Below are 18,891 nucleotides of genomic sequence, written 5' to 3' on the forward strand. Positions count from 1 at the left end.
CCGGGTCGGTCAGCCTGTTGGCCAGCCACTCGGTGCGCCGTCCGGCCAGCGCGGCGAGCCCGGCCAACCGACGCTCGTACGGGCCGCGCCGGTCCAGGTCGGCCAGCAGGTCGTCCAGTTGGCGCTCGGTCAGGGAGCGGGCGAGCAGGGCGACGGTCGGGGCCACCTGCGGAAAGGGGAGCCGGTCGAGGGAGCGGAGCAGCTGCTCAGAGGGGTGGGACATGAGCCGGATTCTGCCCCAGGGCGGTGGGGGCGGGCCAACCAAAAAATTGGGGCGAGCCGGAGCGGGCCCGGCTGCCATCATGACCGCTTCGGCAGCGGACCGATGCGGCAGACGGAGGAGACGGGCATGATCAACGTTGGAGCGGTGGCGGGGATCGCCTTGGTGTCGTTCGGGATGGCCCTCACCCCGGGACCGAACCTGATCTACCTGGTCTCCCGGACGGTGCTCCAGGGCCGCCGGGCCGGGCTGGTCTCGCTGGCCGGGGTCGGGGTGGGCTTCGCGGTCTACCTGGTCGCCGCGACGGCCGGGATCGCCACCGTCTTCGCGTTGGTGCCCGAGGTCTATCTGACCCTCAAGCTGGCTGGGGCCGGCTACCTGCTCTGGCTGGGCTGGCAGATGGTCCGGCCGGGTGGCGAATCGGTGTTCGCCCCCAAGGAGTTGGCGCCCGACCGGCCGCGCAAGCTGTTCCTGATGGGCCTGGTGACCTGCCTGCTCAACCCCAAGATCGCCATCCTGTACATCTCGCTGCTGCCGCAGTTCGTCTCGCCCGAGCAGGGTCAGGTCGCTCTGCAGAGCCTGCTGCTCGGTCTCACCCAGATCACCGTCTGCCTGCTCAGCGACGGCGCCTTCGTCCTGATGGCCGGTTCGGTCGCGGCCTTCCTGGCCCGCCGCCCGACCTGGCAGCGCCTGCACCGGTACGCGATGGGCACGTTGCTGGCCGGCTTCGCCCTGCGGCTCGCCGCGGACCGTTCGAAGGCGGTGCTGGCCGCGCCGTGAACGGCTGACATGATGGCGGGCCGAAGCTGGAGGGGGATCATGGACGAGTCGACCGCCCGGGGCATGCGATACCTGCTGGGGCTGGCCGGGGCGAGCGGCGGCCCGTGGATCTGCACGCGGCTGGGAATCGCTCCGGAGGGGCCGGTGGGGCCGGAGGTGAAGGATGGGAACTCGGTCGCCTGGGCCGTCCGAACGGTGCCGCAGGTCCGGGTCTGGATGCTGCAACAGGACGATTCCGAAGCGAACCGGATGCTCTGCCGGATGGGTCTGCTGTCCGCAGGGGTGACCGAGGACGTCCGCAGCGGGCTGCTGTTCGGCCCAGGGCGACAGGAAGCGGTCCCGGCCGGCCCGACGCAGCGGTCGGAGCTTCCGGTGACGTCAGGACTGATCCGACGGCTCCGGAAGGCCGAAGGCCGGGGTGCACTCGCGGACGCCCGGGCAGCCGCAGAGGAACTGCGGCGCGCCGACTGGCCGCTGGTGGCGGCCGCTCACCGGGAACACCCCTACCCCGGCTACGCACGCTGGGCACTGGCCGAACAGGTGGACTGCCCGGCGGAGTTGCGGGCCGAGTTCGGTACGCACCCCAAGTTCGAGCACCGGCTGCGGCAGGCCGGACTGACCGGCGCTCTGGTCGACTGCCTGACGACCAGTACCGCGCGGGACGCCCTCCGGGTGCTCGGCCTCGGGCGGGTGGCCTTCCGGGCTCGGCTGGCCGAATCGGAGGACATCCTCCGGCCTTTGGTGGAACGTGAGTTGGGTGGGAACGAGGCAGCCTGGGCCGTATTGGCCGAACTGCTCCCCAGCTTCGCCGGGACTCTCTCGGAGCTGATCACCACTGCCGCAGCGATCGCGAGCCCGGGACCCGAACCCGCGCCGGAGCGCCGGCCGGTGGCCGAGCCGATGGAGGTACCCCTGCCGGTGTCCCCGGCTCCGGTCGAGCACACCGTGCGACGTCGCCCGGTGCCGCCCGCTCCGGTCGAGCCGAGCTTCTGGAAGGTGCTGACCAGCTTCCTCCGGCGGATCACCGGGAGTCCGACGGCCGCCGCCCCGGCGCCCGAGCGCCGACAGGCCGTCAGGACACCCGTGGTCCGCCGTCCGGTGATCGAGCTCGGGGAGATCGCTGCCGATCCGGAGGGGTGGGAGGACCGGCTGCGCCGTGCGGCCGCGCACCCTGGCGAGGGCGGCGACGACATCCGAGCGGTTCACCAGGCTCTCACCGTCGCCCGGTTGGATCAGCTGCGGCGGTGCAGACGGGTGGCACTGCGGTTGGTGGTGTGGTTGCCGCCGAAGCAGCGCGCGAGCTTCCTGGTCCGGGTCTCCGTCGAGCGGCAGCGGTTCTGGATCGCGCTGTTCGCCAAGCTGCCGCGCTGACGGCTGGTCATCCGATCGGTGTCAGGACGGACCTGCGGTGCGGTGCACGCTGAGCACCGCCGCCACATCGGCCGGCACGGCGGGCGGCGGTACGGTGGCGGCGAGTTCGTCCAGGCGGCGTCGCACCGTGGTGGCCACGCCCTTGCCGATCACGTAGCGGGTCGGGGTGGCGGCGTGCCGGGCGGCGTCCAGCAGGAGATGGGCCTCGCGGCTGCGCAGGCCGGTGTTGGCCAGCACCAGGTGCCGGAGGCGGTGTTGGGTGCCCGAGAGCGCCGCGCCGATCGTCCGGGCGCTCTCGGCGTCGAGCCGGTTGTCGGGCGCCCCGAGGATGCCGGCGGCCTTCACCCGGCCCAGGTCCAGCAGCTCGACGCCCGCCGCTGCGGCGGCCACGACCAGCTCGGCCGAGCCGGAGGGGCCGAGCCCCGAGCTGGCCAGCGAGAGCCGGCGCAGTCGGCCGTACGGCGCCGCGCCCAGCGCCCGGGCCAGCACAGCGGCACCCGAGTCGCCCAGACCGGCGGCGGAGATGTACAGCTCGGCCGTCGCGCCCGCCTCGACCAGCCGGGCCAACTGCCGCGCTCCGTCCGGGCCGAGAGGGTTGCCGCCGAGGTAGAGCCGCTGGAACGGCGGGCGGCCCGAGGTGACCACGGCGTCGACCAGTGCGGTCAGGGCAGCAGGGGTGAGGCCGGTCTGCACCAGGTCGAGGGTGCGCAGTTGCTCGGCGGAGCGGACCAGGTCGGCGGCCGCGCCGCCCAGCGGGTTGCGCTTGAGCCAGAGTGCCTGGACGGTCTGCGGGGAGGCCCGCAGGTGGTCGGCGATCCGGCAGGCGCCGGTGGTGGTGATGTTGTTGCAGCCGAGGTAGAGCGTCTTGACCTCGGTGGCCAGCGCCCGGGCGGTGACGGCGGCCGCACCCTGGTCGCCCAACCGGTCGGTGCCGAGCAGCAGATGGTGCACCGGCCCGCGCGGCGGGAGGGACTCCGCGACCAGGGCTGCACCGTCCGGGCCGAGGTCCTGCTTGCAGAGGTCGAGCCGCCCGTCGGGCAGTGCGGTGCCGGTGGGGAAGTCGATCCGTTCGGTGGCGGGGTCGCCTGCACGCAGCCAGGCGAGCAGCGGGGCCAGATCCGGACGGGTGCTCACCAGGCCGCCTCGCGGTAGTCCTTCAGGAAGACGCCGGAGACCGGTGAACCGGCCTCGCCCCGGACGATCGGGTCGTAGACCCGGGCCGCGCCGTCCACGATGTCGAGCGGGGTGCGGAAGCCGTGGTCGGCCAGCCGGGACTTCTTCGGGGCCGGGTTCTCGTCGGTGATCCAGCCGGTGTCCACCGCGCACATGTGCACGCCCTGGTCGGCGAGTTCGGCCGCGCTGGTGCGGGTGAGCATGTTGAGGGCGGCCTTGGCCATGTTGGTGTGCGGGTGGCCGCCGGTCTTGTTGCGGACCTCGAACCTGCCCTCGACGGCGGTGACGTTGACGACGTAGCGGTTCGGGTGCGGGGAGGCGAGCAGCAGCGGCAGCAGGCGGTCGCAGAGCAGCGCCGGGGCCAGCGAGTTGACCAGCTGGGTCTCCAGCACCTCGGCCGGGTCCAGCTCGCCCAGCCGGGCCGACCAGGAATTGGCGGGGGCGGTGTCCGGCAGCAGTCCGGCCTCGTCGGCCAACGGGGCGACCTGGCCCGGTATTTCGGGCCCCGTCAGCTCGGTGGCGGGCCAGGCGGCGGTGAGCGCGGGCATCGGACGGAAACCGGGCGCGAGGGTGACCCGGCTGCCCGGCGGCAGGGTCTCGTGCTCCCCGGCGGCCAGCAGCGCGTAGGCTTCCGGCGGGCGGCGCAGGGTCTGGGCGGCGTTGTTCACCAGGATGTCGAGCGGGCGGCCGTCGGTGCGCAACTGCTCGCAGAGGCCCAGCACTTGGCGCGGGTCACGCAGGTCGATGCCGACCACGTCGAGCCGGTCCAGCCACTGTGCGCTGCCCGGGGCGGCCTGGAAGCGGCGCAGGGTGTCGTGCGGGAAGCGGCTGGTGACGGTCAGTTCGACGCCGTCCCTGAGCATCATCAGGGCGAGCTGGAAGCCGATCTTCACCCGGCCGCCGGTGAGCAGGGCGCGGCGGCCGCGCAGGTCCGTGGTGAGGGCACGGCGGGTGGTGTTGTCGGCGGCGCAGTCCGGGCAGAGCCGGTGGTAGAAGCTGTCCACCTGCCAGTAGGCCGCCTTGCAGACGTAGCAGTGCTGGGCACGCCGGAGTTCGCCGAGCGGGGTGGTCGCCGCAGGGGTCGGCAGCGGGGCGTCCTCACGGCGGGTCAGACCGCCGGTGGCGGTGCTGCCGATCAGCGCGGCGTCCCTGGTGGCGCTTGCCTGACGGCGGCGCTTGCGGCCGTCCCGGACGAACGAGTCGGTACTCCGCTCGACCCGCAACCGCACCGGATCGTCGAAGGGCAGCTCGCGCAGCCGGCCGAGCGTCAGCTCGAACGCGGCCAGCTCCTGCTGCGTCAACTCGCCCTGTGGCACTACCTCTCCCACCTCTCGGGGTCCCGGCCGGATTCGAACCGGCGTACCCGCCTTGGCAAGGCGGCGCGCCTGCCTCTGCGCTACGGGACCTGTTGCCAAGGGGCCGGATTCGAACCGGCGTGGACCACCATGCGGTAGTGGCGCGCCTGCCTCTGCGCTACGCCCGGGCAACTGGCGTGGATCTTACCCGGGGCACGGATGAGGAGGGCTGCCCGGGGGCCGGATTCGAACCGGCGTGAGTTGGTTTTGGAGACCACGCGCCTGCCTCTGCGCTACGCCCGGGCAGCTGCGCCGATCGTAGCCGGTTCTATGCTGCGGGGATGATCAAGCCGATAGAACTGGTGATATTCGACTGCGACGGCGTGCTGGTGGACAGCGAGCGGATCGCCCTCCGGCTGCAGGTCGCGCTGGGCGCCGAATTCGGCTGGCCGCTCAGCGAGGACGAGGTGATCGACCGGTTCATCGGCCGCTCCAGCGTCTCCATCAAGGAGCAGATCGCCGAGCGGCTCGGTGCGTCGACGGCGACCCTCTGGTGGGAGCAGCTGATCGAGCGTCACGAGGTGGAGGTGGACGCCGGGATCACCGCCGTGGACGGCCTGCCCGAGGCGCTCGGCGCGATCACCCTGCCGACCTGCGTCGCGTCCAGCGGCTCGCACGAGAAGATGCGGCACACCCTCGGCCGCACCGGCCTCTACGACCACTTCGCGGGCCGGATCTTCAGCGCCTCGGAGGTCGCCCACGGCAAGCCCGCCCCGGACCTGTTCCTGCTGGCCGCCGAGCGGATGGGCGTCGACCCGGACGCCTGCGCGGTGGTCGAGGACAGCCGCCCGGGTGTCCAGGCGGCCCGCGCTGCCGGGATGCGGGCGTTCGGCTACGCGGGCGGCCTGACCCGTGCCGAGCGGCTCGAAGGTCCTGGCACCGTGGTCTTCGATGACATGCGCGCTCTGCCCGGGCTTCTCGCGGAGCGGTAGGAGAGGACCCGGCGGGTCGAGGTTGACTTGGAGTGCACTCCAAGGGGCAGGGTGGTTTCCGCGCGATCGGTACGGCAACTGAAGGAGTGACAACTATGCGGACCACCAAGCTCGGCATCGACGGCCCCGAGGTCGGCGTGATCGGTCTCGGCTGCATGGGCATGACCTGGGCGTACGACCCGAACGGGCGCGACGACGTGGCCTCGGTCGAGGTGCTGCGCACGGCGCTCGACCTCGGCGTGACGCTGATCGACACCGCGGACGTCTACGGGCCGTACGACAACGAGGAGTTGGTCGGCAAGGGCCTGGCCGGCGGGTACCGCGAGCGCGCGGTGCTGGCCACCAAGGTCGGCCTGGTGGAGGGCAAGGACGGGGCCAGGGTCGGCAACGACGGGCGGCCGGAGCACGTGCGGCGCTCGATCGACGAGAGCCTGCGCCGGCTGGGCACCGATTACGTGGACCTCTACCAGCTGCACCGGGTCGACCCCGCGGTGCCGGTGGAGGAGACCTGGGGTGCGATGGCGGCGGCGGTCGCGGCCGGCAAGGTGCGTCATCTCGGGCTCTCCGAGGTGACGGTGGAGCAGATCGAGCGGGCCCAGGCGGTGCACCCGGTGGCCTCGGTGCAGTCGGAGCTGTCGCTCTGGACCAGGGACGCGCTCGCGGAGGTGGTGCCGTACACCGAGGCGAACGGGATCGCGTTCCTGCCGTACTCGCCGCTCGGCCGGGGCTTCCTGGCCGGCCGCTTCAGCTCGTCCGCCGATCTCCCGGCGGACGACTGGCGGTCCACCCTGCCGCGTTTCCAGGCGGACGCGCTGGCCGCCAACCAGGCGCTGGTGGACACCGTCCGCCGGATCGCTGAGCAGCACGGCGCCACCCCGGCGCAGGTCGCGCTGGCCTGGGTGGTCGCACAGGGGCAGTACGTGGTGCCGATCCCGGGCACCAAGACGCCCAAGTACCTGGCGGACAACGCCGGTGCGGCCGACCTGACCCTGACGGCGGCCGACCTGGCGGAGCTGGACGCACTGCCCGCCCCGGTCGGCGACCGGTACTGAGCGCGAGCCGAGGGCTCGGGGGGACCCGAGCCCTCGGCAGCGGGCGGATCAGGCCCAGGGCAGCGCGGCCCGGGTGCGCCAGTACGCCTCGGCGGGCTCGGCCAGTGGGGCCAGGGCAGCGAGCTGCTCGGCGGAGAGAGCCGGAGCGGCGAGGTTGGAGGCCAGCTGCGCGGTGGTGACCGCGCCCGAGAGCACGATGTCGGCCCAGGGTTGGGCAGCGGCCGCCGCCAGGGCGAGCGCGTCGCAGGACGAACCGGCCGCGTCGGCGAGGGAACGCAGCGCGGTGCTGGCGTTGCGGTCGGCGAGGCGGCCGTTGGCCATGCCCTCCTTGACCACCACGAACCAGCCCGCCGCGTGCGCTTCGGCCAGCGCGGGCCCGGCGGACGGCTCCAGCACGTTCCAGGTGGACTGCACGGCGGCGAACAGCGGGCGGCCCGCCACCGTCACGGCCAGCGCGGCCCGGATCGTCTCGGCCTGCGCGGGCCCGCTGGTGGAGAGGCCGACCCGGACGCCCTCCTCGGCCAGGGCTGCCAGCCGGTCGTGCAGGGCGGGGTCGGTGAGGGCAGGACTGTCCGGCGTGACCGAGTGCACCAGGTAGACGTTCAGCCGTGCACCCAACAGGGCACGGGACTCCTTGAGTTGACGGTCGAACACCTCCACCGAGTGTTCCTTGACCTCGTGCACGGGCACCCCGGAGGTCCGCCAGTCGGCGGTGTACGTGTAACCCCACTTGCTGCCCACCACCACGTCGGTGGCTTCGGGGTGCGCGGCCAGCCACTCGCCGACGAACTCCTCGGCGCGGCCGTACGACCGTGCGGCGTCGAAGTACCGGACCCCGGCCGCGTTCGCGGCGTCCAGCAGCCTGTGCGTCCGCTCCCGCAGAGCAGCCACGGTACGTTCGGCCGGGAGGTCGAGGTCGCGGCCGAGCGTGATGTAGCCGGGGCGCCCGACCGCAGCCGTACCCAGGCCGAACCGGGCGGGCGACGGGCTGACGGTGGGTCCGGTGGCAGACGCGGTCGGCACGGTGAGAGTCCTTTCGGCGGATCCGGAAGGGGCGGCTGCGGTACGCCGCCCGTATCGCACCCTATGCCACCGACCGCCTCTGACCTGGGCCGGAATGCCGCTGAGCCTGACCTCCGCCCGGGCACCTTCGGTACGGAGATCAAGCTCAGGCCGTCAGACGGTACGGACCCAGATCAGCTTGCGGCCGGTCTCGGCGGGGGCGGTCGGGGTGCAGTCGTCGATCCGGTCGAGCCGGTAGCCGAGCCGCTGGGGGACGGCGGCGCTGGGCTGGTTGCTCTCGTCGCAGTGGATCTCCACCCGGGTGATGCCGGGCAGTGCGAGGGCGACCTCGGTGAGCCGGGCGGCCGCGGCGGTGGCGATGCCCCGGCGGGTGTGGTCGGCGGCGACCCAGTAACCGATCTCCAGCGCGCCCGGCCCGATCCGGCCGTGCAGGCCGAACGCGCCCACCACGCTGCCGGGTTGGTCGTCCAGGCCGACCAGGTACATGAAGTCGGTGCCCTGGTCCCAGGCGGTCACTCCGGCCTGGGCGAGCTCTCTGGAGAGTTCGGGCGTGGGGGCCTCGGCAGCCCACGGCATCCACGGCTGCAGGTGCGCCAGGTTGGCGACGACGGCCGCGTTCAGCGGACCGGCGTCGGCCAGCGCCCGGCGGCGCAGGGACACCCCGCCGGGCAGGGCGATCAGTTCGGGCGGCCGGCCGGTAGTGATGGGGGCAGCGGCCTCAGGGCCGGGGGCGGGCTCGTGGGTGGTCTCGCTCATGAGCGGATTATCCCCTCGGTGCCGCGCCCCCGACCAGGTATTTTCTCGCTGAGCGGAGACTGCTTCCGGATAACCGGACGGTCGGTCAGAGGCGGATCAGCACGTCGTCCAGCGGCTTGCGGTGCAGGTCAGGGACCCGCGCCCCGTCCGCCGGGTAGCCGACCGGGATGACGTAGGCGGCCCGCTCCTCGCTCGGCCGCTCGCAGACCTCGTTCAGGAAGCGCATCGGGCTGGGCGTGTGGGTCAGCGTCACCAGTCCGGCCTGGTGCAGGGTGGCGAGCAGGAAGCCGACCGCGATGCCGACCGACTCCTTGGTGTAGTACGGCCGGGGTGAGTCCGGCCCCTTGTGCACCTCGAACACCACGATCACGGCCGGGGCGTCCTCCAGGAACGGCTTCTGCCAGTCCGTCCCGATCGGGGCCAGCGCGGCCAGCCACTCCTCCGAGGCGCGGTGCGCGTAGAACTCCCGCTCCTCGGTCTCGGCCGCCTCGCGGAGCCGTCGCTTCCGCTCCGGGTCGGTGATCACCACGAACCGCCAGGGCTGAACGTGCGCCCCGCTGGGGGCAGTTGAGGCGGTACGGATCGCCCAGTCGATCACCCCGTCGGGGACCGGGCGGGTCGAATAGTCGCGGACGGTCCGGCGGAGCGCCATCACGTCGTGGAAGGACCTGCTGCGGGTCTCCGCCTCGTGGGTGGGGACCGTCATCGGGCGGAGCGGCACGGTGGGGTAGGTGGCCGCTGGCGCTGTGCTGTCAACCATGGCCGACAGCACAGCACATGACGGCGCCTCAGCGGAAGGTCTGGACCACAGATCCGTCAGACCGCCCCGGCTAGAGCTCCTGCACCCGGCCGCCGGAGACCTCCAGGCGGCGGTTGACCGTCACCGCCTCCAGCATCCGGCGGTCGTGGGTGACCAGCAGCAGGGTGCCGGTGTAGGAGGAGAGGGCGGCCTCCAACTGCTCGATGGCCGGCAGGTCCAGGTGGTTGGTCGGCTCGTCCAGCACCAGCAGGTTGACGCCCCGGCCCTGGAGCAGGGCCAGCGCGGCCCTGGTCCGCTCGCCGGGGGAGAGGGTGTGGGCCGGGCGCAGCACGTGGGCCGCCTTGAGGCCGAACTTGGCCAGCAGGGTGCGGCCCTCCTCCGGGGAGAGGTCGGGCACCGCAGCCTGGAAGGCGTCCAGCAGGGGTTCCTCGCCGAAGAACAGGCCACGTGCCTGGTCGACCTCGCCGACCAGCACGCCGGAGCCCAGGGTGGCGCTGCCGTCGGTGAGTTCGAGCCGGCCGAGCAGGGCGGCCAGCAGGGTGGACTTGCCCGCGCCGTTGGCCCCGGTGATGGCCACCCGGTCCGCCCAGTCGATCTGCAGGTCCACCGGGCCGAACGAGAACTCGCCGCGCTCGGCCTTTGCCCCGCGCAGGGTGGCGACCACCGATCCTGAGCGCGGGGCGGCGGCGATCTCCATCCGCAGGTCCCACTCCTTGCGCGGCTCCTCGACCACGTCGAGGCGCTCGATCATGCGCTGGGTCTGCCGGGCCTTGGCGGCCTGCTTCTCGGTCGACTCGGCGCGCATCGCGCGGCCGATCTTGTCGTTGTCGCTGGACTTGCGGCGGGCGTTGCGGACGCCGGTCTCCATCCAGCCCCGCTGCATCCTGGCCCGCGACTCCAGGCCGGCCTTGGTGTCGGCGAACTCCTCGTACTCCTCGCGCGCGTGCCGCCGGGCCACCGCGCGCTCCTCCAGGTAGGCGTCGTAGCCGCCGCCGAAGTGGTTCACCTGCTGCTGGGCGAGGTCCAGCTCCAGCACCCGGGTCACCGTGCGGGTGAGGAACTCGCGGTCGTGGCTGATCAGCACGGTGCCAGCGCGCAGGCCCTTGACGAAGGACTCCAGCCGCTCCAGACCGTCGAGGTCGAGGTCGTTGGTCGGCTCGTCGAGCAGGAAGACGTCGTACCGGGAGAGCAGCAGCGAGGCCAGCCCGGCCCGGGCCGCCTGGCCGCCGGAGAGCGCGGTCATCGGCAGGTCCAGGCCGACCTTCAACCCGAGCGAGCCGGCCACCTCCTCGGCGCGCTCGTCCAGATCCGCGCCACCGAGGTCGAGCCAGCGGTCGAGACCGGTCGCGTACGCGTCGTCGGCACCCGGGCGCCCCTCGACCAGACCCTCGGTGGCCTCGTCCAGCGCGGCCTGGGCGGCGGCCACACCGGTGCGGCGGGCCAGGAAGTCGCGGACCGACTCGCCGGGGCGGCGCTCGGGCTCCTGCGGCAGGTGGCCGACGTTGGCGCTCGGCGGGCTCAGCTTGAGCGAACCGCTCTCGGGGGTGCTCAGACCGGCCATCAACCGGAGCAGGGTCGACTTGCCCGCCCCGTTGGCCCCGACCAGGCCGACCACGTCGCCGGGGGCGACGACCAGGTCCAGGCCGGAGAAGAGGATGCGGTCGCCGTGGCCGGCGCTGAGGTCCTTGACTACGAGAGTGGCGCTCATGATGTCCCCGATCCTATCCGGCCTGCCGGAAAACCCTTTGCGGGGCGGTCCGGCGGCTGCGTAATCTCGATCCCGGCCCACAAGCGATCCGAAGACTGGAGAAGGCCGTTGCTCTACTGAGGTCCTGAGACACCGCCCCCCGCTGACATCCTTCGCGGGCGTGCGTGCCGTCGACCTCGGTGGTGAGCCCCCTCTCGTGGTGCCTCCCCCTCCTGCGGCGCAGCGGTGTCTCCCCGTGCTCGTTCCCATCACGGCGACCACTCCCGGGAGGCCATCCATGGCACAACCCAGCTCTTCCATCCGCTGCACCGACCTCGGCTTCGAGTGGCCGGACGGCCGCAGTGTGCTGCACGACTTCCAGCTCGTGGTCGGTCCCGGCCGCACCGGTCTGATCGGCCTGAACGGGGCGGGCAAGTCCACCCTGCTCAGGCTGCTCGCCGGAGAGCTCTCCCCGACCGCGGGAAGCATCCGGATCGGCGGCGAACTCGGCTATCTGCCCCAGGACTTGACCCTGGACACCGCCCAGCGGGTGGACCAGGCGCTCGGCATCGCGGCGGCCCGCACGGCTCTGCACGCGATCGAGTCCGGCGACACCGACGAGCGGCACTTCACCGCGATCGGTGAGGACTGGGACGTCGAGGAGCGCGCGGTCGCCACCCTGGCGAAGCTCGGCCTCGGCCGGCTCGACCTGGACCGTACGGTCGGCGGGCTCTCCGGCGGCGAGGCGGTGCTGCTGCACCTGGCCGCGCTGCTGCTGCGCCGACCGGACGTGCTGCTGCTCGACGAGCCGACCAACAACCTGGACCGGCGGGCCCGTTCGCTGCTGTACGAGGCGGTGGCGGCCTGGCCCGGGGTGATGGTCATCGTCAGTCACGACCGTGAACTGCTCCAGTACGTGGACCGGATCGCCGATCTGCGGGACGGCGCGGTCACCTGGTACGGCGGCAACTTCGCCGACTACGAACGGACCCTGGCAGCCCAGCAGGAGACCGCCGAACGGCTGGTCAGGGCGGCCGAGTCCGACGTGCATCGGCAGCAGCGCGATCTGGCCGACGCCCGTATCCGTCTGGAACGGAGCGCCAGTTACGGCAAGCGGAAGTCGATCCAGCGCAACGACCCGAAGATCCTCGCGGGTGCGTTCAAGCGCCGGGCCGAGGAGACGGCGGGCCGGCTGAAGGGGATGCACACCGACCGCCTCAACGAGGCCAAGGAGCGGCTGACCGCCGCCGAGGACGCGGTCAGGGACGACGCCGAGATCCGGATCGACCTGCCCCGGACGGCCGTCCCGGACGGGCGGACGGTGCTCAGCATGGACCAGGTCCGGCTGGCGTACGGCAGCCGGGTCAGCCTGGAGCTGCGCGGGGCGGAGCGGATCGCCCTGGTCGGGCGGAACGGCTCGGGCAAGTCCACCCTGCTGCGCACCATCGCCGGTGAACTCCGGCCGCTGGCAGGGGAGATGTCCGTACCGGTGCCGGTCCGTCACCTGCCGCAGCGGCTGGACCTGCTGGACGACTCGCTCTCGGTGGCGGGCAACGTCAAGGTGTACGCGCCGTCGGCGGGGGACAACGCGATCCGGGCCAGGCTGGCCCGGTTCCAGTTCCGGGGCGGGCGGGCCGACCAGCAGGCCGGCACGCTCTCCGGCGGCGAGCGGTTCCGGGCCACCCTGGCCGCGCTGCTGCTGGCCGACCCACCGCCGCAACTGCTGCTGCTGGACGAGCCGACCAACAACCTGGACCTGGCCAGCGTGCGCCAGCTCACCCAGGCGCTGGCCGGATACCAGGGGGCGCTGGTGGTGGCCAGCCACGACCTGCCGTTCCTGCGCGGGATCGGCATCACCCGCTGGCTCGAACTCGACGGCGAGCTGCGAGCGGTCGAGCCGATGTGAGCCGGTGACCGGTCGCCGTGACGGGATCCGCCGGAGGGGTACTGCTGTCTGGTACCCCTCCGGTACCGTGTTTTTCATGCCAGCGCTCAACATCGAGTACACCGAGCTCGAACTCGCCGCGATCCGCGAGGCGGCCGCCGCCGACGGCAAGAGCGTGAAGGCGTACGTACACGATCTGAGCGTCCGTGAGCAGCAGCGCCGGACCTTCGTGGAGCACGCGGTGGCGTTCTGGCACGAGCACCTCGACGAGTTCGACGCGGCCTTCCCCGAGGACGCCCCGGCCGACAAGGGCTCCGCCGCGTGAGGACCGTGCTGCATGTCGACATCCGCTGGCTGCTCGACGTCCAGGAGCAGGCATACCCGGAGGACCTGACGGTCCGTGACTACTCGGCCCTGCAGGCCGCCGTCGCCCGGCACCGGGTGAACACCGCCCAGCTCGGCCACGATGCCGACCCGTCCTGGCGCGCGGCCGCCCTGATGCACACCATCGTGCAGCTACGCCCGCTGCCGGTGCGCAACAACCTCTACGCCTGCATGGCCTCCGCCGCGTACATGCACGCGGCGGAGGAGGGCATCGACCCGCCGTACGGTGCGCTGGTCGAACTGGCCCGGGACGTGGCCGAGTTCAACGCCGATGTGTTCGTGGCGGCCGACCGCATCCGGTCCTGGCGGATCTGACCTCGCTCTGACTCCGCGAGGACCGGACGCGACCGATGGGGTCAGGCCGGGACGACCGTCACGTCGTCGCACCAGCCGTAGCCGGCGCCGCTGCGGGCGTAGCAGTAGACCTTGGCGCTGGTGGCGTTCGGTCCGGTGGTGAAGGTGGTGGTGCCCTCGGCCCATCCGGTGGCCGTGAAGGCGGCCCGGGTGGAGGAGCCGACGGTGTCGAACTGCTTGACGCCGAGCGAGAGTTCGGTGCCGGTGGCGGAGACGTGGCCCCAGCCGGACAGCCGGTAGGTGGTGTTGGGGGCGAGGGTGACCACCTGCTCGGCAGCCGCCTGGGCCGGGCCAACCCGGACGGCGCGGGTGCCTGAGTGCGGATTCACGGTGTCGACGGTGACGCCGCCGTAGAAGGTCCAGGGGGAGAGGGCGCCGGTCTCGAAGCCGGGATTGCGGACGGCGTTGGCCGGGGCGCAGGCGGTGTCGTCGAAGCCGGCGGCCTGCTGGAATCCCCGGTCCGGGCGGCAGACGGCGGGTACGGCGGCGCCGAACCAGTCCTGCCCGCCGTTGCCGGCTATCACCGAACCGGAGGCGCGGGACGGGGAGTTGGTGCCGAGCCGGTAGTCCTCTGGAGCGCTGCCGCCGGGGGCGGTGAAGCCCGGGTCCGTGGTCAGCTTCTCCGGGTCGGCCGGCTCGTTGGCCGGGTGGTTGCCGAAGAAGGTGTTGGCGGTCCAGCCGAAGTCGGCGGGCTGGTAGACGCTGGAGCCGAAGCCCGTGAAGCCGCCGGTGCCGAGGTTGTGGAAGACGTTGCCGGACAGCCGGGTGGTGGTGGTGCCGGAGCCGTCCTGGATGATCGCGGTGGTCGAACCGGCGGGCAGGTACACGGTGTTGTTGTACATCTGGGCGTTCTTCTCGCCGACCGCGAACAGCCAGCGGCTCTTGTCGGCCCGGCTCAGGTTGTACCGGACCACGGTGCCGGTGCTGCTGGACCCGGCCCCGCAGGCCCCGCAGAACAGCATGAAGCCGCCGTCGTTGTCGTGGCTGTAGTTGTACTGGAAGACCACGCCGGTGTTGCCGTAGTCGGAGTCGAAGGCCATCCCGTCGTTGTTGTCGGACAGTCTGCGGACGTGGTGCACCTCGTTGTACTGGACGGTGGTGTAGTCCGAATTGATGGTCCAGATACCGGCGTTGGAACCCATCGGGCGCATCGCCAGGTCGTACGCCAGGTTGTGCTCGACCAGCGCGTGGTCGGCGGCCCGGACCACGATGCCGTCGCCGCCGGTGTCGCTGACGGTGTTGCCCCGGAAGACCAGCCGGGTGCTGGGCCGCCAGTTCACCGTGGAGCCGCAGCCGTCCCCGCTGCCGTAGCTCGGGCGGCACATCCAGCTGGAGCGGTTGGTCAGGCCCTCGCGGTCGACCCGGGCGATCCGGGAGTTCTGCACCAGGACGTCGTCGAAGTTGGTGGGGACGGCGGTGCCGGAGACCCGGAACTGGATGCCGTTGCTCCACTTGGTGGCGTCGCCGTTGACGTCGTGCACGTAGACGTCGTCGACCAGGTAGTGCGAGCCGACCCCGTCGGGCAGGTCGGCGACCTCGACCAGCAGGCCGTTGCGCTCCCGCTTGGTGGCAGCGGGGTCGGGGAAGGTGATCTCCAGCTCGCGCAGCTCCCACTGCTCGACGTTGTGGAGGTGTACGGCGGCCTGCTCGGCCGAGGCCGGGTCGCCGGAGACGATCGGGCGGGCGGTGCCGGGGCCGTAGCCGGCCATGGTGACCGGTGCGCCGGGTGCCCCGGAGCCCTGCGGCCTGAGGGTGCCGAGGCAGGTCGCGCCGCGCTTGAGCAGCAGCTGGTCGCCGGGGCCGAAGACATGGGCGTTGGCGGCGGCCAGACTGTTCCAGGGGCTGGCGGCGGTACCGGTACCGTTGGTCGCCGCGGAGCAGTCCAGATAGCTGGTGACGGGGGTGGCGGCCGGCGCCGGGGCCGGGAGGGCCGCGGCGGTGAGCGCGAGGAGGGTGAGGGCGGTGCGGGGCAGGAGCATGAGTGGGGTGACTCCCTGAGTGGCGATCTGGTTGACGATGAGATCGAGCGAGACCGTTAGATCAATCGGCGATCGAATGATACAAAGTGATCAGGCGGTCGGAACAGACCCGTGCACGGGGAAAGGGAACTCATGACCATCTCTGCGGAGGAACGGCGCGCGCGCATCACCGAGGTCGTCCGCGACCTCGGCACGGTCCGGGTGGTGGACCTGGCGGCCCGGCTCGGCATCCCCGCCGTGACGGTCCGCCGCGACGTCGCGGCGCTCGCGGAGAGCGGCCGGCTGAACCGTTCGCACGGCTCGGTCTCGCTCGCGCCCGCCGACTCCGGCGCCCCGGCCGGCATCGCCGACAGCGAGCGGGTGATCGGCATGCTGGTCCCCACGGTCGGCTCGTACTTCGACGAGGTGATCGCCGGGGCCCGGTCCGCCGCCGGTGCGGCCGGTGCCCGGCTGGTGCTCGGCATCGCCCCGTACGAGGCGGGCAACGACCGGGAACAGGTCGAACGCCTGCTGGAGTCCGGTGTGGACGGCCTGCTGCTCACCCCCAACTGGCAGCCCGGCAGCCGGGCCGAGCAGTCCGCCTGGCTCGGCGACCTGCCGGTGCCCGCCGTGCTGGTCGAACGGCGCGCCGCCCCCGAGAGCCCCGGCGCCGAACTCGACTCGGTCGCCTCCGACCACTGGCACGGCGTCCTGCTGGCGCTCCGTCACCTGGTGGGCCTGGGCCACGAATCCGTCCTGCTGGCCGCCCGCGAGGACACCTGGACCGCCCACCGGGTCCGCACCGGCTACGCCGAGGGCACCCGGCTGCTCGGCCTCACTCCGCAGCCGGTCATCGACCTGCACCGCCCCGGCGGCGGCCCGGCCGACCCAGGCGCGGTCGCCTCGCTGATCGCCGAGGCCGCCCGGCGCGGCACCCGGGCCGTCCTGGTGCACAACGACCAGGACGCCATCCAACTCCCGCCACTGCTCCGGGCCCGGGGCGTGGACGTACCCGGCGACGTCGCGCTGATCTCGTACGACGACGTGTTCGCCGCGCTGGCCGCGCCGCCACTCACCGCCGTCGCCCCGCCGAAGCGGGCGGTCGGCGCCGCCGCACTGGAGTTGCTGCTGCGCCGGCTGGCCGACGAGACCGGGCTGCCCGGGCACCACATCGAGCTGCTGCCGAGCCTCAAGATCCGTACCTCCTGCGGCGGGCAGGGCTGACCTGGTGCCGCCGGTGTACGCCTGGGGCGTGCGGGGGCTGATGTGGCGTCACCCGTCCGGGTAGGGCCGCTTCGCTCCACGGACTCCGGGGCGGGGCGGGGCCGCACAATCGGCCGGATGGACGACGTTCCGCTCTGCCCTCCGCCTTCTCCACCGCCGTGCCCGTCGGAGTCGGCCACCCCGACACCGGTGGTGTCCACCCCGGCGCCCTCACCTTCGCCGACGGCTACCGTCGTCGCACCCACTCTGCCTAGCCCCGAGGTCTCCGCGAGCAGCGTCGTCGTGGTGCCCGCAGCGCCCCGGACGCCGACCGCGAAGGCGGTCCGGCCGAAGCCGAAGGTGGTGGCGCAGCCGGTGGTGGTGTCCGATCCGACGACACCTCAGGCCGTGCTGCCCACAGCACAGCCCGCGCTGCCACCTGCGCCGCCGCCGGCAACCTACAGCGCGCTGGCCGCCCCGCCTCCGGTCGTCCCGCCGTCGGGTGACGCCGCCCCGGGGATCGACCCGGTGGTGTGGTCGGTCGTGCTGCTGCTGGTGATCCTCGTCCCGGCCGCCCTGGCGGCCCTGCTCCACCCCGTCCAGCGTTCCGGGAGCCGCACGTGAACCTGCTCGCCCTGCTCGGCGCACTCGCCGCCCTGCTCATCGCCGTCACCGGCCTCGCCGTCGCCCACCGGCTGCGCCCCGCCCTCGCCGAGGGTGAGCCGGTGCCCGAGCCGCACTCGGTCCTGCTGACCATCGGCTCCGGCCTGCTGTCCGGCTTCGTCCTGCTCACCGGCTTCCTGGTGGCCACCGGCTGGGCCGCCCGCAGCACCAACATCCTGCCGCCGCTCGGCCTCTACGCGGCGGACGTCTGCGCCGCAATCGCCGTCCTGCTCTACCCCGCCCTGGCCGGCCTGCCGTTCACCGGCCGCCACGTCACCGCCGTCGCCTTCTTCGGCGCCCTGGTCGGCTACACCCTCACAGCCGCGATCCAGCTCCGCCCCTGACGGGGTGATTCCTCAACTTGCGTGCTGCCTCAACGATTTCACGGCTCTTGCCAGCCGGGTCTGCCGGGCCCCGGGGGTGAGGGCCTGGAGCAGGGGCAGAATCAGCTGGTAGCGGTCGGTCTGGTTGAGCGCATCGAACGCTTGTGCCGCCACCGGATCGCCCGCCAGTGCCTCGGCCAGATCGGTCGGTACGGTGGCGTTCTTCTGCGACGCGTACGCGGCTGCCCACCGCCCATCCGCCTGCGCCCGGCGCACCTCCGCGAGCCCGGGTTCGCGCATCCGCCCGGCGGCCGTCAGCTCGGCGACCTTCTCCACGTTGATCTGGGACCAGAGGCTGCGGGGTCGCCGGGGTACGTACCGCTGGAGGTAGTACTGCCCGTCAAGGGAGCGGCGCTGTCCGGAGATCCACCCCTAGCACAGCCCGTGATCCACCAATTCGTCGTCCGTGACGCTCGGGATGCCGGACTTCTTCTTGGCGACCTTGACCCACACCCCCTCCTGCCGCCCGTGGTGCTCGGCCAGCCACCGCTCGAACGCCGGCCCATCGGCGAAGGCCACGATCTCCACCCCCTCACACTCATCCATGCAGCTCAGGTTAGAAGGCATTTCGGCGGACGGCGTGCGGGTCGTGCAGGCGACCACCGATGGCCGGGTGAGCCAGCAGTGGCAGGCGCGTCCGCAGACCGGCGGCGGGTTCCCCGTGGTCTGTCGGATGATCTCGCCGGAGTGCCGGCCGGTCGCCGAACTGCCCCGCCGGGGATCNGCCGGGGATCACGGATCACTCCCGGCGGGGCACCGTCACGTTCGGCGGTGGCCGTCAGCTGTGGCGGCTGCTGCCGCGTCGGGCGACCAGCGCGAGCAGCAGACCGGCACCGGCCAGGGCCACGGCGAGTACGGCCAGCAGCGGACCGAGGTCGGTACCGGTGTCCGGCAGCCCGCCGCCGTGGGTCGGCGACCAACCCGGCACGGAGGGGTGTCCTGCTTGATCGGG

The 18,891-nt window shown here is 72.6% G+C and carries 18 protein-coding genes, 3 tRNA genes and 1 pseudogene; 10 read left to right on the top strand and 12 right to left on the bottom strand.

What is annotated here, in order from left to right:
- Window positions 1-349: 349 nt before the first annotated feature.
- Together ASC99_RS05675 and ASC99_RS05680 are read left to right on the top strand one after the other, a co-directional pair.
- Window positions 350-1,000: a LysE family translocator gene (locus ASC99_RS05675; protein WP_057228949.1), complete on the top strand. Its 651-nt coding sequence runs from the start codon at window positions 350-352 to the stop codon at window positions 998-1,000.
- Window positions 1,001-1,039: 39 nt separating this feature from the next.
- Entirely contained in the window at window positions 1,040-2,371 is a 1,332-nt protein-coding gene (locus tag ASC99_RS05680) for a hypothetical protein (protein ID WP_057228951.1), read from the top strand.
- Window positions 2,372-2,392: 21 nt separating this feature from the next.
- On the opposite strand, the gene ASC99_RS05685 is transcribed toward ASC99_RS05680, so the two are convergent.
- From ASC99_RS05685 to ASC99_RS05705, 5 genes are all read right to left on the bottom strand, one after another.
- On the bottom strand, window positions 2,393-3,505 hold the full coding sequence (locus tag ASC99_RS05685; RefSeq protein WP_235502441.1) for a ribonuclease inhibitor: 1,113 nt from the start codon (window positions 3,503-3,505) through the stop codon (window positions 2,393-2,395).
- Window positions 3,502-4,872 (bottom strand): SDR family NAD(P)-dependent oxidoreductase, encoded by a 1,371-nt coding sequence (locus ASC99_RS05690; protein WP_057228953.1) that lies wholly within the window; start codon window positions 4,870-4,872, stop codon window positions 3,502-3,504. The genes ASC99_RS05685 and ASC99_RS05690 overlap by 4 nt, the downstream gene beginning before the upstream one ends.
- 6 nt (window positions 4,873-4,878) lie before the next feature.
- A tRNA-Gly gene (locus ASC99_RS05695) sits at window positions 4,879-4,950 on the bottom strand.
- 3 nt (window positions 4,951-4,953) lie between these two features.
- A tRNA-OTHER gene (locus ASC99_RS05700) sits at window positions 4,954-5,029 on the bottom strand.
- A gap of 40 nt (window positions 5,030-5,069) precedes the next feature.
- A tRNA-Trp gene (locus ASC99_RS05705) sits at window positions 5,070-5,144 on the bottom strand.
- Between the two features lie 36 nt (window positions 5,145-5,180).
- Here ASC99_RS05705 and ASC99_RS05710 point away from each other — a divergent pair.
- Together ASC99_RS05710 and ASC99_RS05715 are read left to right on the top strand one after the other, a co-directional pair.
- On the top strand, window positions 5,181-5,831 hold the full coding sequence (locus ASC99_RS05710; RefSeq protein WP_057228955.1) for an HAD family phosphatase: 651 nt from the start codon (window positions 5,181-5,183) through the stop codon (window positions 5,829-5,831).
- A 95-nt stretch (window positions 5,832-5,926) separates the two neighbouring features.
- A complete protein-coding gene (locus ASC99_RS05715; RefSeq protein ID WP_057228957.1) occupies window positions 5,927-6,883 on the top strand; it encodes an aldo/keto reductase in 957 nt (318 codons plus the stop codon).
- 48 nt (window positions 6,884-6,931) lie between these two features.
- Here the strand turns inward: ASC99_RS05715 and ASC99_RS05720 are convergent, their stop codons facing one another.
- The 4 genes from ASC99_RS05720 to ASC99_RS05735 all read right to left on the bottom strand — a co-directional run bounded on the left by ASC99_RS05720 (window position 6,932) and on the right by ASC99_RS05735 (window position 11,130).
- Complete coding sequence (locus ASC99_RS05720; protein ID WP_057228958.1) at window positions 6,932-7,906, bottom strand: aldo/keto reductase; 975 nt, start codon at window positions 7,904-7,906, stop codon at window positions 6,932-6,934.
- A gap of 153 nt (window positions 7,907-8,059) precedes the next feature.
- Window positions 8,060-8,662 carry a GNAT family N-acetyltransferase gene (locus tag ASC99_RS05725; protein WP_057228960.1) on the bottom strand — a complete coding sequence of 201 codons (603 nt, stop codon included), beginning with the start codon at window positions 8,660-8,662 and terminating at the stop codon, window positions 8,060-8,062.
- An 85-nt stretch (window positions 8,663-8,747) separates the two neighbouring features.
- The gene (locus ASC99_RS05730) at window positions 8,748-9,422 is read right to left on the bottom strand and encodes a nitroreductase family protein (RefSeq protein WP_057229243.1); all 675 of its coding nucleotides are present in this window, start codon (window positions 9,420-9,422) and stop codon (window positions 8,748-8,750) included.
- A gap of 70 nt (window positions 9,423-9,492) precedes the next feature.
- Entirely contained in the window at window positions 9,493-11,130 is a 1,638-nt protein-coding gene (locus ASC99_RS05735; RefSeq protein WP_057228962.1) for an ABC-F family ATP-binding cassette domain-containing protein, read from the bottom strand.
- Window positions 11,131-11,407: 277 nt separating this feature from the next.
- Between ASC99_RS05735 and ASC99_RS05740 the strand changes: the two genes are divergently transcribed.
- The 3 genes from ASC99_RS05740 to ASC99_RS05750 all read left to right on the top strand — a co-directional run bounded on the left by ASC99_RS05740 (window position 11,408) and on the right by ASC99_RS05750 (window position 13,693).
- Window positions 11,408-13,015: an ABC-F family ATP-binding cassette domain-containing protein gene (locus tag ASC99_RS05740; protein ID WP_057228963.1), complete on the top strand. Its 1,608-nt coding sequence runs from the start codon at window positions 11,408-11,410 to the stop codon at window positions 13,013-13,015.
- A gap of 76 nt (window positions 13,016-13,091) precedes the next feature.
- A complete protein-coding gene (locus ASC99_RS05745; protein ID WP_057228965.1) occupies window positions 13,092-13,319 on the top strand; it encodes a hypothetical protein in 228 nt (75 codons plus the stop codon).
- Entirely contained in the window at window positions 13,316-13,693 is a 378-nt protein-coding gene (locus ASC99_RS05750; protein WP_057228967.1) for a hypothetical protein, read from the top strand. Before ASC99_RS05745 ends, ASC99_RS05750 begins: the two co-directional genes overlap by 4 nt.
- Window positions 13,694-13,734: 41 nt before the next feature.
- Here ASC99_RS05750 and ASC99_RS05755 read toward each other — a convergent pair whose 3' ends face one another.
- Window positions 13,735-15,711: a right-handed parallel beta-helix repeat-containing protein gene (locus tag ASC99_RS05755; RefSeq protein WP_057228969.1), complete on the bottom strand. Its 1,977-nt coding sequence runs from the start codon at window positions 15,709-15,711 to the stop codon at window positions 13,735-13,737.
- 132 nt (window positions 15,712-15,843) lie between these two features.
- Between ASC99_RS05755 and ASC99_RS05760 the strand changes: the two genes are divergently transcribed.
- The 3 genes from ASC99_RS05760 to ASC99_RS05770 all read left to right on the top strand — a co-directional run bounded on the left by ASC99_RS05760 (window position 15,844) and on the right by ASC99_RS05770 (window position 17,900).
- Complete coding sequence (locus tag ASC99_RS05760) at window positions 15,844-16,914, top strand: substrate-binding domain-containing protein (RefSeq protein ID WP_057228971.1); 1,071 nt, start codon at window positions 15,844-15,846, stop codon at window positions 16,912-16,914.
- A gap of 285 nt (window positions 16,915-17,199) precedes the next feature.
- Window positions 17,200-17,517: a hypothetical protein gene (locus tag ASC99_RS05765; protein ID WP_157531390.1), complete on the top strand. Its 318-nt coding sequence runs from the start codon at window positions 17,200-17,202 to the stop codon at window positions 17,515-17,517.
- Window positions 17,514-17,900: a hypothetical protein gene (locus ASC99_RS05770; protein WP_057228975.1), complete on the top strand. Its 387-nt coding sequence runs from the start codon at window positions 17,514-17,516 to the stop codon at window positions 17,898-17,900. The genes ASC99_RS05765 and ASC99_RS05770 overlap by 4 nt, the downstream gene beginning before the upstream one ends.
- Window positions 17,901-17,912: 12 nt before the next feature.
- On the opposite strand, the pseudogene ASC99_RS05775 reads toward ASC99_RS05770, so the two are convergent.
- Both ASC99_RS05775 and ASC99_RS39285 read right to left on the bottom strand, forming a co-directional pair.
- A pseudogene (locus tag ASC99_RS05775) lies at window positions 17,913-18,485 on the bottom strand (YdeI family protein).
- Window positions 18,486-18,717: 232 nt separating this feature from the next.
- Window positions 18,718-18,867, bottom strand: a complete 150-nt coding sequence (locus ASC99_RS39285; RefSeq protein WP_162257852.1) for an LPXTG cell wall anchor domain-containing protein — start codon at window positions 18,865-18,867, stop codon at window positions 18,718-18,720.
- Between the last annotated feature and the right edge of the window lie 24 nt (window positions 18,868-18,891).

This window comes from Kitasatospora sp. Root107 (genome assembly GCF_001424875.1).
In the GTDB taxonomy this organism is placed as follows: Bacteria; Actinomycetota; Actinomycetes; order Streptomycetales; family Streptomycetaceae; genus Kitasatospora.

Excerpts from the sequence above, each read along its gene's own strand:
- ASC99_RS05675 (WP_057228949.1), top strand. The coding sequence starts at position 350 with ATGATCAACGTTGGAGCGGTGGCGGGGATCGCCTTGGTGTCGTTCGGG.
- ASC99_RS05680 (WP_057228951.1), top strand. The coding sequence starts at position 1,040 with ATGGACGAGTCGACCGCCCGGGGCATGCGATACCTGCTGGGGCTGGCC.
- ASC99_RS05710 (WP_057228955.1), top strand. The coding sequence starts at position 5,181 with ATGATCAAGCCGATAGAACTGGTGATATTCGACTGCGACGGCGTGCTG.
- ASC99_RS05715 (WP_057228957.1), top strand. The coding sequence starts at position 5,927 with ATGCGGACCACCAAGCTCGGCATCGACGGCCCCGAGGTCGGCGTGATC.
- ASC99_RS05725 (WP_057228960.1), bottom strand. The coding sequence starts at position 8,662 with ATGAGCGAGACCACCCACGAGCCCGCCCCCGGCCCTGAGGCCGCTGCC.
- ASC99_RS05730 (WP_057229243.1), bottom strand. The coding sequence starts at position 9,422 with ATGGTTGACAGCACAGCGCCAGCGGCCACCTACCCCACCGTGCCGCTC.
- ASC99_RS05735 (WP_057228962.1), bottom strand. The coding sequence starts at position 11,130 with ATGAGCGCCACTCTCGTAGTCAAGGACCTCAGCGCCGGCCACGGCGAC.
- ASC99_RS05740 (WP_057228963.1), top strand. The coding sequence starts at position 11,408 with ATGGCACAACCCAGCTCTTCCATCCGCTGCACCGACCTCGGCTTCGAG.
- ASC99_RS05745 (WP_057228965.1), top strand. The coding sequence starts at position 13,092 with ATGCCAGCGCTCAACATCGAGTACACCGAGCTCGAACTCGCCGCGATC.
- ASC99_RS05755 (WP_057228969.1), bottom strand. The coding sequence starts at position 15,711 with ATGCTCCTGCCCCGCACCGCCCTCACCCTCCTCGCGCTCACCGCCGCG.
- ASC99_RS05760 (WP_057228971.1), top strand. The coding sequence starts at position 15,844 with ATGACCATCTCTGCGGAGGAACGGCGCGCGCGCATCACCGAGGTCGTC.